This is a genomic window from Halobacillus karajensis, from assembly GCF_900108515.1.
Taxonomy (GTDB): domain Bacteria; phylum Bacillota; class Bacilli; order Bacillales; family Halobacillaceae; genus Halobacillus; species Halobacillus karajensis.
This window is the reverse complement of sequence record NZ_FNWW01000008.1, coordinates 26,515-42,368: the sequence shown is the minus strand read 5'-3', so window position 1 is coordinate 42,368 and position 15,854 is coordinate 26,515. Positions and strand designations below refer to the sequence as shown.

The window sequence follows — 15,854 nt, the reverse complement described above, 5'->3', positions numbered from 1 at the left end:
TATTAGAGATCTTCCATTTTGTTGTATACGAATTGTTTAAAATTTGCCACTCGCCAATCAATCGGCGTAAGGATGCCTCCACTTTCATATACTCTCGATTGATTCCCTTTTTGTGCCCATTCACAAGCTGCCCAGTCTTCTTGGCTGGTCACATCCCAAATATCTACCGCATCCTGAATAGGTTCTCCACTCTCGAGGGCTTCAGGGTCAAAAAGCCAATACCCTTTTACTAAAGTTTCAGATACGCTGATTGGCCACATGGCAGCGATAAACACATAATCCGAAGCCATACAAATATAGGAATGCGGGAAGATGTGTACATAATAGATCGCTGATTCATCATCTGCCGTTAATTGGGAAAAAGGCTTCCGATAGGCTTTCCCATCCATATTGACCCTTTCAAAGCCTTTCTTTAATTTCATGGCCCCTACATGTTTTAATACCTCTGTTTCCGGAATGCTTTCGTCAATCCATTGACGCTGGCTTGTCGGAGGAGTAACCCTGCTTAGCTCTGGATGAATATTCCCGCAGTGATAACACTCTGAAGCATTCTCCATAAGCAGCTTCCAGTTAGCCTTTACCTTATAGGTATCCTGAGCCCCTATTTTCAAATTTTCCATATTATATTTTTCGTAGGGTACCCAGGACTCAGGTAAGCGGAAACTCTCCGCTAATGAAGGAGCGTTTTCGTCCATGTTAATCCATATATACCCGTCCCAAAGTTCCGTTTTTACGGAATGTAAATGAACTTGGCTACAGGAGAATTCTTCTGTGTCTCTTGGGATATTAGGTGCACTTTTCAACTGCCCGGTTTCACTGTCATACATCCAGCTATGATAAGGGCAAGTAATATATCCTTTAGACATATTTCCCGTGCCTTCTTCGCAAAGTCTTGAACCCCGGTGCCTGCACACATTGAAATACGTGTGCACATTCCCGCTCTGAGTCCTCATGCAGATCAAATTTTCGTTTTCCAATTGAATGGTAAAGTAGTCTCCTACATTAGGAATCTCTTCACTTCGCCCTGCCAAAAGCCAAGTTTTCATCCAAATTTTTTCTATTTCTTTACGAAAGTTCTCTTCATCCTTATACTCGTAACCTAGAAACGTTGGCTCAAACTTCGCGTGCGCCGGCCATCCACCCTCAATGGTCTTCATGGTCATTCTCCTCTCATGCAATTATCATAAAATTTCAGAGGTGGTCTTCGTTTGTACAAAATGTTTCAAGTAATCAAGCGTTCCTGTTTTGGCTCCAGTGCCGGACATATAATAACCTCCAAAAGGCTGGACGCCAACAACGGCTCCTGTACATTTCCCATTGAAAAACAAATTCCCACATGTCATAAAGCGTCTGGCGTACTCGATATGATCACGGTTGCGAGTGAACAACGATCCTGTCAGGCCATATTCAGTATTATTAAAAACATCGATTCCTTCTTCAAAAGAAGAAACTTTTGTCATAGCCAGTACGGGTCCGAAAATCTCTTCCTTCATGATGGCAGATTCATAAGGGGCATTAGTGAAAATGGTCGGATCGATATAATATCCATAACTATCATCCGTCCCTCCCCCTTCGATGAGGTCTGCTTCTTTCATACCTCTTTCAATATATTGAGAGATTTTATCAAAGGAGGCTCTGTCGATGACTGGTCCAGCCTCATTATTTTCAACTGGAGAACCTTTTGATAATTGCGTCGTCAAGGAAACCACTTTCTCAGTTAATGAATCATATACGTCCTCATGAATAATCGCCCGAGATCCTGCTGAACATTTCTGACCTTGAAACCCAAACGCGGAAGTTACAATGGCTTGGGCTGCTTCCTCCAAGTCTGCAGACTGGTCAACGACAATACCGTCTTTTCCTCCCATCTCAGAAATGACTCGTTTGATCCATCGTTGCCCTTCAACTCTCCTATGAGCTACTTCATCGATGTGAACCCCGACCTCTTTAGAACCCGTAAAGGACACAAAGTTCACATCACGATGACCTACCATATAGTCCCCAATCTTTCTTGAAGATCCTGGGACAAAATTAACAACACCAGGAGGAAAGCCTACTTCCTCTAGAATTTCCATGAACTGATAACCGATGACCGGTGTCGCGGAAGAAGGTTTGACAAGAACCGTATTTCCCGTCACAATGGCTGAGGCTGTCATACCTGTAAGAATGGCAAAAGGGAAATTCCACGGAGGGATGATCACACCCGTTCCAAGTGGCAAATATTCCATTCGATTATCAAGACGCTGCTCCTTCTTTAGATCCGTTTCTTCTCCAAGCTCAATGGCTTTTCTTCCGTACATTTCAAGAAAATCAATGGCTTCATTAATGTCACCTTCGGATTCATCCCAATTCTTTCCTGCTTCCATCACATGCCAAGCAATTAGTTCGGATTTTCTTTTTCGAATCTCTTGAGCCATTTTAAAAATATAGCTGGCCCTCTCTCTGAAAGATTTCAACCCCCAGGAAAGCGATGCATTTCTTGCCGAAAATATCGCTTCATCAATATCCTCTTTTGCAGCTTGACTCACATAACCTACGACCTGCTCATGATTGGAAGGATTATAGGAAAGTTTTTCATCCTCTTTATATACCCGCTCTCCACCGATCACTAGTGGATAATGGGCAGAAAAGCGTGCCTGAACTTCATAAATTTTTTCCCTAAGAACCTTTTCATTCTCCGCTTCGTTCCAATTTATGTTTGTTTCATTCACAAACGATGCAATTGCCACCGTCTTCACCCCTTTACTAGATTGATAATGGAAGGAGGGATCGAACGCTCCCTCCTTTTATGTTGAGATCTAAAACATAGCTGGAGTTGACCAGAGCTTAACGTTAGTACCTAATCCTCTTTCCTTAGCATTCTGATAAATGCGATAGCTGTTTGCTGTGTCCGTGGCACAAATCCCGAGGGTAACAAAGAAGACAGCATCATCTTCATGCTCCCGACAAACTTGTTTTTTCATCATCACTTGCCCTAATTCAGAGATATCATCTTCCTTAAGTTTGCCGGCTTTAGTCAGCTCAGAAAGTGGATATTTATCATCTTTAAGCCTCAGCTTATAATCCATACAATATTTATTGAATCCTTCAAGAATAGCCTCATTTGTGTGATCCCACATCGATACACCTGAATGGAAGGATCCCTTCTTTATCCATTCCTTAGGTATATACTCATTTCCTAAATTAACGTTGGTCGCTGTATAAACAATATCAGAAGGTGCAACGGCTTGTTCGATATCATCGCAAATTTCAAAATTGTAGCCTAAGTGTTCCCATTTATCAGCAAACTGACGAGCTTTATCTTGATTGAGATCATAGAGTTTAACGGTTTTGATATGGTTCATGACTTTGCTGGTTGCCTCAATATGAGCGTTTTGAATAACGCCGCATCCCACGAGTCCTATTGTTTCTGAGTCAGGACGGGCACAATATTTAGCTCCCAACGCACTGGAAGCTCCCGTTCTGAGAGCGCTTACAATCGTGTCATCCATCACAGCGAAAGGATATCCTGTATCATCATTGTAGAGAATGATCATGCCATTGGATCGTGGTGACTGATAGTTAACTGGATTCATAGGATTACTTGGAATCCCTTTAACAGCCGCCACTTTCATTTCTTCAGAACGCACCAACGCTGCGTGGACACCAATTCGTTTACCTGAGTAATTGCCCTCTTCCCAGAGAAGATGCAGCAATTCAGGTTCTACCACTTTCCCCTCAGCCAACCAGTAATTTACCTTCTCCACATACTCAAGAATCATATCCATGTTTTTCGCCCCGGCTTCAATACACTCTTCCTGTGACAACCAACGCACATTTACTTCCTGATTCGTAGCCGTTTCCGTACTCATATTTGCGCCTCCTAAATTTACAGAAATATTTAACACCTTTAGAATACTAGCCATAAGGAGTGTATGCAACCATAAATTTTAAAAATGAACAATTTTAATCCTTAACACCTAGCCATGCTTTTGGTATACTGGGAATAGAGAATGAGGAAGCTTTTCAAATTTATAAATATGAAAGGTGATAAAGTGAGCAATCCCACGAAAAAGCACATCCAGAAAAATATCATTGATATCAAAGAAGAACTGCCCAAAAAACAAAAGCAGGTCTGTGATTACTTGGTAGAACACTACGATTCTATTGAAACATATACGCTATCCGACCTTTCCCATAAGGCAGATGTAGGCGTTTCTACTATCATGAGAGTAGTGAAAGCTTTAGGTTTTGAAAGCTATCTAGAATTAAGAAAAGCCATCCACAAAGAAGTTGTGGCAACCCGTGCTACTTGGTGGCACATGCAGAAATCATTTGAGGATAATCAAAAAGAACATATTTTGACTGATGTATGGAGTGAGATTACAAAATTATTAGAGCAAACCATTACGAAGTCCCTTATGTATGAATTTGACCAGGCCGTTGAGCTAATGGTGCAGTCTGAAAAAATCAGTGTACTCGGATTACGTACTTCTAAAGCCCCAGCTGTATATTTTGGTCATTTGATGGAAGAATTTTATCCCCATATCATCCAGCTCAGCCACGAGAGTGATTTTATTTATGATCGTGCCTCCCGTCTCACAGAAAAAGATACACTCGTTCTAGTTGCTAACGCCCCTTACACCATACAAAGTGTAGAAGTAGCAAAATTTCTGCATGAAAGAGGTGTATCCATTATCCTCATCACCGACCTCCCATCATGCCCAGCTGCTTCATATAGTTCTATTGTTCTCAACACAAAAAGTAGCAAAAACCAATACACTATTCTCCCTGCCATTGCCCTATTAGAATCTCTTGTCATTGAATTTGGTCGAAATAAATCTGACACTTCCATCAGTCATCTCGATGAATTGGGGAAAGTTTTAAGAGAAAGGAATATTACTAGCTCTTAAAGGAATTTTCTAGCATACTTCAAAAGAAGGGGGAATAGGAGTTGGTCGTTCAACATATCGTAAACTTTTTACAGAATACAGAGTATAAAAGTTTATCCGAAGATTCTATTGAGACAGCCAAAAAGTGTGTGTTGGATTGGTTGGGGTGTGTTTACGCTGGTAAATATGAAAAAGCCTATCGGATAAGTAGACAAGCTTTCAAAGCAACACAGGGAGCAGGCAGATGCAAGGTGATTGGAGAGGAGGAGAAAACCTCACCATTTGCAGCTGTCTTTACGAATGCTACCCAAGCTAGTGCTCTTGATTATGATGATGGTCATCGCCAGCCTGTAGGTCATCCTGGGTCTACTGTAATCTCTACATTGTGGACAATTAGTGATCTATTAGAGAAAGTTCACGGCAGGGATTGGCTGCTTTCGATTATTTGCGGTTATGAAATTGCGATTCGCTGTGGCATTGTAATGAACTCTCATCATGACAGTCGTTTTTATGGATCTGGAGGATGGGCTTTATTTGGAGCCGCAGCTGCTGGTGCAAAACTTATGAAGTTGAATCAAGAAAGTACTAAAAACGCTCTTACCATATGTGAAGTTCATGGACCTACGGCTCAATGTGGAAAATCTATTTCAAACGGTTCTATGACGAAGGAGAGCGTAGGATGGGGCTCTGTTACAGCATTATCATCGTTGTTATTATCGAACCAGGGCTTTACAGGACCCGATGATATTTTGTTAGACAAAGATATTTACAAGGAAAATAGTACGAAAGTTTTCCGAGACTTAGGAGATAGATATGAAATCAATCATGTATATTTCAAACCCTTTCCTTCATGCAAGTGGACGCACTCCCCTATCACCGCTGCCTTAAAAATTCGTAATAATAACCCTTTTTCTCATTCAGATGTACAAACCATTACTGTGCAGAGTTTTGACAAGGCACTAACCCTAGATCATAAAAAGCCTACCACAAGTGTCGAAGCACAATACAGCATCCCCTATACACTTGCTTGCGCTCTTGTTCATGGGGATGTTGCTCCTATTCATGTAGCCGAGGATCACTTAAATGATGAAGATATCATGTCTCTTATAAATAAAGTACATTTAGTTCATGCCCCTGACTTAGAACGCCATTTTCCAGAAACTCGTCCAGCAAGGGTCATCATAAAAATAAAGGATGGCACAACTTTTACAGAGGAAATCTATCATACAAAGGGTGATCCGGAAAGGCCGTTTTCCTGGAAGGATATCGAAGACAAGTTTCACATGTGCTCCCACAATTATTACGCTCAAAATAGACGTGAACAAATCATTGATTCTATTCGTAATCTTGAAGATATTGAAGATTTAAATGAACTGATTAGATCGTTGTAGAAACGACAATCGTTTCCTTCACAAGACGATATGTCTGTAAAAAAATGATGATACTCTACCATACGTTCCCTGCAACTAATGAATGATTATAAGCACTGTTCGACGTCAATCTACAATTTTAGCTAAATTTTTCACACCATTACGCTTTGTATTCGGGATAGCATCTCGAACCGCATATTTATTTGCCTCTACGTGGACCACCTTTCTAGCTTTCTCATTGGCAAAAATACCAATCCCACAGTAGGCATCGGTTACTGGTATTATTACAAGTAAGGAAATCGAAGAAAAGAATGTAGGAGTAAATGATATCAATGACTTGCTAGGACTTCTGGAAAAAGGAACTTACGTATGTAATGTTCATACTTAGCAAAATACTGGTGGAGAAATTTGAGGACAAATTTTCACTTATGAAAATAGATACTAAGTAATATTATCACTTCAATACATTAGAAATAGTTATGTGCTTGATATATAATAATCCTTCACAAATTCACAGCTCGTATTTAATTATATTTAATATGATAAGTGTTTTTTAAATCTCTCCCTTGCAACTTCCCTCTTAATCAGGAATTGGATATAAATCAACCAATCTTAAATCATGCCACGATTTATTCGCAAATTACTGAAACCATGTAAGAAAAAGCCTCTCAAAAGTTCAGCGAACTCATGAGAGGGTAACTAGAATATATGATGTTTTGTCTATTTAGAATGACAAGAAGTATGTCAATCAAAGATTACATAAGGGTATAAATCCCTTCATAATAGGATTTCGGGCGTTATTACATCATGCCGCCCATACTTGAAAGAGTTTTCCCCCACTTTTCATCTCCGTGATTCACCTTAAATTCGTGTTAATCACACAGGCAAAACAGAACATGTGTTCGTGTAATTTCAGAGAACTTTTCCGATTCGTGAGGTTTTCTGTGAGGTTCTAAAACCTCACAAGTATCCTCCACTTAGAATTTATTAATGAAGCAAAACCACAATCACTCCACCATACACATCGAGTGATTATTGTCCCCCGTTACTTTTCTTGTGACTTTTTAAAAGTCACATTCTCCTTGACGAATTGGTTTAGAATGCCGTCAACAAAAAGACCAACAGCTTAGAAGGCTGTTGGAGTAGGTAGGAATGCATAAGATGGACTATGACAGAACACTATTAAGTCAACGTTCTTTATGATTAAAATGGATATCTTAAGTTATAAATGGGGCAATAATAATGAAATTCTGCCCCATTTTCTGCCCCAACCACCCCGTTTCCACTTCTATTTTCTCGAGTTTCTTCCATTAAACTGTCCATCTTTAAAAACATATCCATTCACTCATTAATTATATATAAGAATACTTCATTCTTATTACCAAAGTAGGGAATGCATTAAATCCAATTATTAAAGTATAGGGGCAGTTGGGAAGTTATTGAAAGGGACAAACATATTCTATGTGCTTTAAGTACTCCAACAATGTCACTTGGGCTTAACCGGGAATTTCCAGATTGGAAACTTAAAGACCGCGAGTCTTCAGAGGAAGCTTTGTGGAGGGAATTAAAGAACTGAATTGTGATATGGAGGTTAATGTGATGGATGAAAGAAGCACTAAGGAAAGTGACCCCAATATAATATGCCTTTCTTCATAATGAGCTAAAATTGTTTCTGGGATCCCGAGGCTATTGAACATGAAGAGTTACGCTGGTGAATATTAAAGCTTTTCTTAATCTCAAGTGGGCACCAACAAACATTTCAATTGTGACTCACCTAAGGACATGGTTTTTGCAGACTTCCACAACACGAATGTTTCTATGTACCACCTGTGGAATTTTTACAATATTGATGATCTTAGATTTAATAAATACATAAAAGATCCCCGCCGAGGTTAAGGTCGAGGAATTTCCATATAGTGCAACAGAATATTATTGAGCATCAACTTCAATGGTGAAAGTGAAAATGTACTCGCTCACTTATATCAGTATTATTGAAGAATATCCAGTCAGAGGCATCGCCCCCCAAACATGGCATTAAATGAACTTCACAAATAAGACATCCTTGTCATTCAGGATGAAGGAAGTGTTGATAATGAAACTGGGATAACGGTCTTAAACATAAGAAAAAGGGCATGAAAGCCCCAACCCAATCCTGTGTCTCTTTATTTGTACCCTTTGTATAAAAAATTAAACATTTTGGATATATTATCTGAAAAATTCTAAAAAATTTGGTGTTATCTTTAACTATATCAGTCTGTAATTGTAAAAGCTGGAAAAACAAATAAAAAGAATGCAAATGGTTCCTTTCCACCAACAGCATCTTTATATGCATCCCACATTGCAAACATATACGCGCATGGGTAAACTTAAATAACTTCATTAAAATTAGATTTAACGTTAATAAAAATTTCCAGAACAATAAACATGAAACCATTTATTATCTTCCCATTTAGAATTTGTACAAACCCTAGTAATGCAATACTTCAAAAAATTGCTTAAAGAACTTTGCTCTTATCCAATGGAGAATCTCCTCTCCATTGGATTTAGCCAAGTAACACAATCCAACCTTGGTTCGCTATCAGAAGTTAAGTAGCTTGTATTTTCTATCAGGCATGTTTCTTAGGAGAATATGCCGTATTCCGTAATCTCTACATTTACTTTCACATTGACTTTAAGGTCAGAATAATTATCCTTCCATTTGGTAAGATCAAAATCCCTTTTTCTTGTTTTCGCAAAGTTCCCTAACCCAAGTGGATCGATTTCCTTCTCTTTGAACATTTGTATCAGCTCATTGGCATTGGTTTCGAAAAATTCCACAGATACCTCTTCCAACTCTTTCATCAAAGAAGGATTTGCTTCCCTGTCCACTCCGACCATTTCATTGACTTCTGCTTTAATATTGACCCTGATATCGAATTTGGGTTCACCCAACCCATTCTTCAATTCGTATTCTACAGATGAACCAATATTATCCAACATAATCGTTCCGTCTTTGTAGGGGATATTCTGCATTCCTCTTTTAAAGTTTTCATTAAGCATTTTATACGTAAAGACATTGGAATCTGGTATGGTACTTACTACGGTCCCCCCCTTAAAAAAAGCTAGTCCGGAAAGTTCAACATTTGCTTCTTTTTTTGTAATAAGCGGGAGGAATGCATCCATCCCTTGAGCATAATAGGAGTAGAGAAAATCGTGGAGATTCGTCATAGGAAAATTGAAACGCGCATTATTTTTAATTAAATCTTCCAATTGTTTGTAGGTTGTGTCTTCCTGGGGATACTGACTTTCAATTAAATCTATCGCCTCTCCATCCACAATTCCCAGATACATGTTTCGGCTCATTCGTGGGTCACGACTCAAAATGTCAATAATATCGGATATTCCCCCTTCAGCCAGCTCCTTGCTATAAAGCGTTACAGAAAGTTTCCCAATAGAAATCGGTTTTGAAGATTGCTTTTGAATCTCCTTTTCCACTTCCTTAACTCCGTCACCATTAGCTGTCAAATAAACTTCGCTTGTAGCGGACTTACTTTCGCTGCTTCCATATTGAGGAATCAACATAGTCCCTCGGATTCGCTTATTTTCCCCTTTGTCATACCCTGCCATTTGGATTATCGCATTCTCTTCTACACTTGTATGCTGCATACACCCTGATAGTAAGGACATTGAAATTAGTAATACAAGAAAATTTTTAGCCTTCACGTCTCTTCCTCACTTTGTCTGAGATAGTTTTGAGTACAAGCAGGACAGGGATATAAAGTAAAACATAAAAGCCAGCCTGACTGGAAAAATTATTTACCATATTAATGACTGAACGGCCATCGATCATCGCCGCAGGAAAGAAAATTACAAGGAGGAACACAATTAATACGTATTTCTGTTTTATATTAAACACGCGTTTCGGAATCTTCGTCGCTCCCCATAAACCTAGGCAAATATTTGGTAAGATGACATACAACCACATCGCAATCCCTATATACTCAAATCGTTCAATAAAAGGAAGTTCAACGATTTTCCAGGTTGATATTGTCCCCCATACCACCTGTTTCAGTTGTTTTTCATTAAAATAAACAAATGTAACAAGTAGACTAATCAAATAAATCATCGTCGTATAAAAAACTGCAAAATGCGCCCATTTTTTGGACTTAGCTGGTTCTTTAATAAATGGATAAAAGATCAACAGGAATTCAAAACCAAGAAAACTCAATACACTCTGTTTTGTTGCCGCTAAAATGTCTGTAACACTATGACTGATCATCGGAGATACATTCATCGAATGACCTGCCTGAACCGGGAAGTATTTCAATAGAAAGAGTGGGAGCCCAATGAAAACGCTGATCAGGCAAATCCCTGTAATCACCCGGACTCCTCCTGAGACAAGATAGTAGACAAGAGCAAGGAGGAAAAATAAGAATATCCAAACTTGCAGATCAGGAAACACCCATACTTTAATGACCTCTGTGAATGTGATGATGACGTTAAAGGTTAATAAGAGGAAATACAAACTAAAAACAAGACTTAAGAACCAGCCGATATACTTTCCAAAAACATTCTTATGAATTTGGACAATATCTCCACCTCCATTTTGAAGGAAGCGGTAGATCATCCAAAGAATAATATGCATGAACCCTCCGGCAATCAATAAAGAAATCCAGGCATCGTATCCTGCTTTTTCTACCAGGTACTTTTCAAACCCAAGAATTCCGACCCCGATTTGCATACTGTGAATCAAAAAGAGTACATACATAGGGGTTATTAAATAATTAATGGGAATATTCCAGCCAGGAGTGCTGTTTAATCTATTCATCAATATCCCTCTTTGCATTCACACGGGATGCATCCATCCTTTGAGAATCTTTGGTACGCAATAAAGTTGGCCGTTCTGTCTGCTTACTGAAAGGTAACCGTATGAACGAGTCTTTCAAATCATGGATTCGTAATGGATAGATCGGTTCGAAAAATGGACGACCGATCGATTGTAATTTGACTAAATGGCCGATAAAAAAACCATACACATGGACACACCGATCAATCCCCACATCTGGGCACCAATGATAAATGGGAACCGGATCAAGCGAATGGTGTTACCAATCTGATAAATAGGCGTCGTAAATGAGGCAAGTGCACTTAAGGCAACGATAATCAGTAAGACATTACTTGTCAGACCCGCATCGACGGCAGCTGTTCCGATGACAATACCACCTACGATACCGATCGTTTGCCCGATTTTCGTCGGGAGCCTTGCTCCTGCTTCTCTTAATAGCTCAATCGTTAGTTCTAATACAATTACTTCTAATATCGGTGAAAATGGAATATCAGATCTGCTAGAAACGATTGTCGCCATCAACTCACCAGGAATCATCTCATGATGGTAGGTAAGTACAGCTACATAAAGAGGTGTACTCAAAACAGAAAATATTACCGCAAATAATCGAATTAAACGAAATACAGTCGCTAAATGCCATGGAAGAAAATAATCATCGGAGGCTCCGAAAAGCTCAACAACCGTTGTTGGGCAAGTTAACGCATGAGGAGCGCCATCGACCATAATTGCCACTTTTCCCTCAATTAAGTTCGACACCACCCGGTCCGGCCGCTCTGTGTCAAGAAATTGCGGAAAAGGAGAGTTAGAGTTATCGTCAATGATTTGTGTAATGAATGAGCTATCAATTATCTGATCGTACTCAATATCCTTCAAACGTTGAGTTACGGTTTCGACATTTTCTGGATCAACCACCCCATCCAGAAAGATCACAGCAACACGAGACTTCGTTACTTTTCCTATTTTGAGTTCTTTAATAGTAAGCTGTGGCAAAGGCATTCGTTTTCGAATGAGATTTATATTCGTGTTAATGTTTTCGACAAATGCCTCTTTAGGTCCGACCACACTGAATTCCACTTCTGGGATACTAACACTTCTCGACTCAAGGGATACGGCCGGAATAAGGAGAACCTCTTGAGCAGAATGGTGGAGCTGGACCATAATATAACCAAACATCACTTTCTCTTGAATAAGAGTAATATCTTCCGTCACTGTCATATTTTCTACAGGTATATGTTGCTTAATACCTTCTAAACTTTGAAAGGTCTCATCGTTAAGGATTGGAAGTACACTCCGATTCAGAATTTTTGAATCACTCATTGTCTTTATATAATAGACCGTGCACTCTTCTCCCCCAAGACTATAGCGTATGAAGTCCTCTGATTTTTGTAGGGATTGAATGAATTCAGTAAGGGACTTTTTTTGATTCGATTTTTGCTGTGTTTGTTCCGTAGAGCTTTTTTCTTTCCTTTTCCATTTCCACATGATGAACCCCTTACTTCTCGTGTGACTTCTAATTATTATCATCCACATCCTGTAAATGATTTATACCTTGTTGGAAACTCTAAAAATACAGGGAGGTCACGTATGATATATGTCTATATATCTCCATTACATATTGTCACCCTGATATTAATATCCATAATTTTCATAATCGATTGGTTAACCAAAGTATTGATCTATATATTTTTAGTGAATTTAATGCTTCTGCCTGGGCTGCTGCTGTATAAAGAAGAGGCGAAAGATAAGGATATGAGACAGCCACAAATAATTAAGGAGGAAAACCGACATGCGAAAAAAATGTTAACAGCTAATGAAATAGTCCTGCTCTGGACGCCATATATTCAGAATAGCATGGCGCTTTCACTGCAGGAATATTCCAAGTTGATTAATGAAGATAAGACACTGGAGCCCATCATTAATTTAGCAAGGGATATTAGAGAGAATGGTGTTCAGCAATGCAGATTTTTTTGAAGATTTACAGAAGCTTTTATCGAACATAGGGGGAAATTAGGTCTTACATCTGATGGTTTGTCATTAGGGACATCAGCAAGGGAGGATGTGCACCTTTTTTCACGGGGAGAATGAATAAGCAAGATTAACTTTACAACCATTGTACCAATACAGGCATGGACAGGGGATATATACATGGCCACCTTAAATTGAAGTTGAAAATCAATTTGAAGTTATTGAAGGAAAAGGATACTTTCATCCATTTAGTTCAGTCCTTCAGAATTTGGATAAATGCATTTTTTAATTTACGAGGCAATCACTTTCTGATTTTTCCTGCTGTTTATGCGGTCGACAACTAATTTTGATGCATTATAAACCAACGTCACGAGCTGAAAAGTCATCTTACCCTTTGGTCCTTTTCTGTGACGGCCATTATTCAACATAAAATATTCTATCTAATACCTCTCTAATAGGAACTGAATTCTCCCAGGATTTGAAAGGTAATCTAAAAGGAAACATTCAATAGCAAACGTATCTTAAACTACCATTTTATTGTTATAATGGTGGTGGAAGGAGGGGTTTTCTATTAAGTTAATCAAAGTTTTACTGGTCCACTTTATACTGCTTTTCACACTGGTTAATGTACCTATCGAAAAGTTACATAGTCTTTCGATCACGTACACATCAGATGAAAAAATCACATCCAATCAATACTATGCTGGACATAAAGCCATTATAAACAAAGCTCTCCCCCTCTTTCCTATTACTTCTGACCCTTCTGATCCTTTATTCCCAATTAGTCATCCTGTACATTTCAAAAAACAAACAGGGACTATTAATCCAGATGCTTTATACGAGGACTTTAAGGAAGTAAATGGCTTTTTGTTGCCAGTAAGATATCAATCTAACTTTACATAGCACCCGATGGATTTGATTTAAAAAATCCAAATTCAAAGGGGAATGAAAGTGAAAAACAATAGAGAATTGTTAGAGTACATTTCAGTAATCGTTTCAATATACCTCATTCTTTTCGGTGGAATCTATTTTGCTGGAGTTTATACCGGTGTAGATTGGACAAATTATTGGATTGACTTTTCATGGACTATGCTCAATGTAGAAGAGCTGAAACAAATCATTGGCTTATAAAATAAGGTAGTACCTTTTAAAGGGTACTACCTTATGCTCTAAAAATAAATTTTTGAAGGAGTTATTATAATAGATGTTCTTTGATGCTTTTGGAACAGACGCATTTTTATTGCTCACTGCTTTTTTACTTTTCAGTGGTATTTTTGCAGCAAAGTTTTCGAACAGATGGGGTGTCCCTGCTCTCATACTTTTTATCATTGTAGGGATGCTGGTTGGAAGTGATGGATTAGGCATCGTGTACTTCGATAATGCGAGTATAGCACAAGTAATCGGAGTTTTTGCTTTAGTGCTTATCTTATTCGAAGGTGGGCTTCATACTAAATGGGCAACTGTCCGTTCCGTAGTATTGCCATCTGTCTCACTAGCAACCATAGGAGTTTTGATTACATCCTCCTTAATTGGACTATCTGCTTACCTGTTATTTAATCTGACACTTTTAGAAGGAATGTTACTTGGCGCTATTGTAGGTTCAACGGACGCAGCCGCCGTGTTTGCCACACTAAAAGAAAGAAATATAAAGGCAAAGATGGGAGCCACTCTCGAAGCCGAATCTGGTACCAATGATCCCATGGCTGTTTTCTTAACGCTTTCCTTCATAGAACTAATAACAATTGAAAATCAATCGTTCTGGATGTTATTTCCGACATTCTTTTTACAAATGGGGCTTGGATTAATTCTAGGCATCCTGTTTGGAAGGTTAGCTTCTTTTTCAATCAACCGAATCAAATTAGGTTCAAGCGCTCTTTATCCTATATTGTCTGTGGCTTTTGCGCTCGTCACTTACGGAGTTACAGCATTTATCGGTGGGAGTGGCTTTTTAGCTGTTTACGTAGCCGCGTTAGTAATTGGAAACAGAGAATTAACATACCGTTACTCGATCTTCCAATTTAACGAAGGATTCGCTTGGATGGCCCAAATTATTATGTTTATCATTTTAGGGCTATTGGCATTCCCAGAGCAACTCTTTTCTCCACAGGTCATTTTGGAAGGGTTAATCCTATCTGTGTTGTTAATCCTTGTGGCTCGGCCGATTGCCGTATTTCTTTCTTTAATAAAAATGAACTATTCCTTAAAAGAAAAGCTGTTTATATCCTGGGCAGGCTTACGAGGTGCCGTTCCTATTGTTTTAGCCACATTTCCAATAGTCGAAGGTTTAGAAAATAGTCAATCCCTCTTTAATATAGTATTTTTTATTGTATTAACTTCCGCATTAGTACAAGGATCAACTATCTCTTGGTTTGCTAAAAAACTGAACTTAGTTGGCCCGAAGAAAGACTTACCTCACCACTCGATCGAATTGATATCAATGGGAAAAGTAGCCGCCGAGATGATTCAATTTCAAACGAACGAGGAATCTGCCGTTGTCGGAAAAAAATTGAGAGAGATATCTCTTCCTAATCACTCAAATGTAAATGCAATTATCAGAAACAACCAAGTTATTACACCCTATGGAGAAACAGAAGTAGAGGCTGGGGATTTCCTTTATATACTTGTTGAGTCAAAATATAAAGAACAACTCACTAAAGTATTGGAAAAAAGGTCTAAGGATGTTGGTATACAAAAAGGTTGAAGCCAAAAAATGTTATAGAGTATAAGAGTTAGATTGGAACAGCTCAAAAAAGCAGGGAACTTCCTTATAGGAAGTCCCTGCTTCTGTTTTTATCAGGATAGAGGTTGTAATCTGGTAACCAA

11 protein-coding genes and 2 pseudogenes are annotated in these 15,854 nt (G+C 38.7%); 5 read left to right on the top strand and 8 right to left on the bottom strand.

Features of this window, described 5'->3' with window-relative positions; genetic code table 11:
* Positions 1-2: 2 nt before the first annotated feature.
* The 3 genes from BLW54_RS15695 to BLW54_RS15685 all read right to left on the bottom strand — a co-directional run bounded on the left by BLW54_RS15695 (position 3) and on the right by BLW54_RS15685 (position 3,851).
* Positions 3-1,157 (bottom strand): aromatic ring-hydroxylating oxygenase subunit alpha, encoded by a 1,155-nt coding sequence (locus BLW54_RS15695; protein WP_074735724.1) that lies wholly within the window; start codon positions 1,155-1,157, stop codon positions 3-5.
* A 24-nt stretch (positions 1,158-1,181) separates the two neighbouring features.
* A complete protein-coding gene (locus tag BLW54_RS15690) occupies positions 1,182-2,729 on the bottom strand; it encodes an L-glutamate gamma-semialdehyde dehydrogenase (protein ID WP_074735722.1) in 1,548 nt (515 codons plus the stop codon).
* A 69-nt stretch (positions 2,730-2,798) separates the two neighbouring features.
* Positions 2,799-3,851 carry an ornithine cyclodeaminase family protein gene (locus BLW54_RS15685; RefSeq protein WP_074735719.1) on the bottom strand — a complete coding sequence of 351 codons (1,053 nt, stop codon included), beginning with the start codon at positions 3,849-3,851 and terminating at the stop codon, positions 2,799-2,801.
* 183 nt (positions 3,852-4,034) lie between these two features.
* On the opposite strand from BLW54_RS15685, the gene BLW54_RS15680 reads away from it, so the two are divergent.
* A complete protein-coding gene (locus BLW54_RS15680; RefSeq protein WP_167358829.1) occupies positions 4,035-4,892 on the top strand; it encodes a MurR/RpiR family transcriptional regulator in 858 nt (285 codons plus the stop codon).
* Between the two features lie 41 nt (positions 4,893-4,933).
* A complete protein-coding gene (locus BLW54_RS15675) occupies positions 4,934-6,262 on the top strand; it encodes an MmgE/PrpD family protein (protein WP_074735713.1) in 1,329 nt (442 codons plus the stop codon).
* Between the two features lie 105 nt (positions 6,263-6,367).
* Here BLW54_RS15675 and BLW54_RS20505 read toward each other — a convergent pair whose 3' ends face one another.
* The 4 genes and pseudogenes from BLW54_RS20505 to BLW54_RS15655 all read right to left on the bottom strand — a co-directional run bounded on the left by BLW54_RS20505 (position 6,368) and on the right by BLW54_RS15655 (position 12,548).
* The gene (locus BLW54_RS20505) at positions 6,368-6,574 is read right to left on the bottom strand and encodes a hypothetical protein (protein ID WP_139254205.1); all 207 of its coding nucleotides are present in this window, start codon (positions 6,572-6,574) and stop codon (positions 6,368-6,370) included.
* 2,286 nt (positions 6,575-8,860) lie between these two features.
* Positions 8,861-9,943: a Ger(x)C family spore germination protein gene (locus tag BLW54_RS15665; RefSeq protein WP_035508045.1), complete on the bottom strand. Its 1,083-nt coding sequence runs from the start codon at positions 9,941-9,943 to the stop codon at positions 8,861-8,863.
* The gene (locus BLW54_RS15660) at positions 9,933-11,048 is read right to left on the bottom strand and encodes a GerAB/ArcD/ProY family transporter (protein ID WP_074735710.1); all 1,116 of its coding nucleotides are present in this window, start codon (positions 11,046-11,048) and stop codon (positions 9,933-9,935) included. Before BLW54_RS15660 ends, BLW54_RS15665 begins: the two co-directional genes overlap by 11 nt.
* Positions 11,041-12,548: pseudogene (locus BLW54_RS15655) on the bottom strand (spore germination protein). The gene BLW54_RS15660 and the pseudogene BLW54_RS15655 overlap by 8 nt, the downstream one beginning before the upstream one ends.
* Before the next feature lie 102 nt (positions 12,549-12,650).
* Between BLW54_RS15655 and BLW54_RS15650 the strand changes: the two are divergent.
* Positions 12,651-13,037 carry a hypothetical protein gene (locus tag BLW54_RS15650; protein WP_035508043.1) on the top strand — a complete coding sequence of 129 codons (387 nt, stop codon included), beginning with the start codon at positions 12,651-12,653 and terminating at the stop codon, positions 13,035-13,037.
* A gap of 284 nt (positions 13,038-13,321) precedes the next feature.
* On the opposite strand, the pseudogene BLW54_RS21040 reads toward BLW54_RS15650, so the two are convergent.
* Positions 13,322-13,465: pseudogene (locus tag BLW54_RS21040) on the bottom strand (IS5/IS1182 family transposase); the annotation flags it as partial.
* Between the two features lie 517 nt (positions 13,466-13,982).
* Here BLW54_RS21040 and BLW54_RS15640 point away from each other — a divergent pair.
* On the top strand, positions 13,983-14,162 hold the full coding sequence (locus BLW54_RS15640) for a hypothetical protein (protein ID WP_392387199.1): 180 nt from the start codon (positions 13,983-13,985) through the stop codon (positions 14,160-14,162).
* Positions 14,163-14,235: 73 nt separating this feature from the next.
* Positions 14,236-15,732: a potassium/proton antiporter gene (locus BLW54_RS15635; protein WP_035508040.1), complete on the top strand. Its 1,497-nt coding sequence runs from the start codon at positions 14,236-14,238 to the stop codon at positions 15,730-15,732.
* Positions 15,733-15,854: the final 122 nt, after the last annotated feature.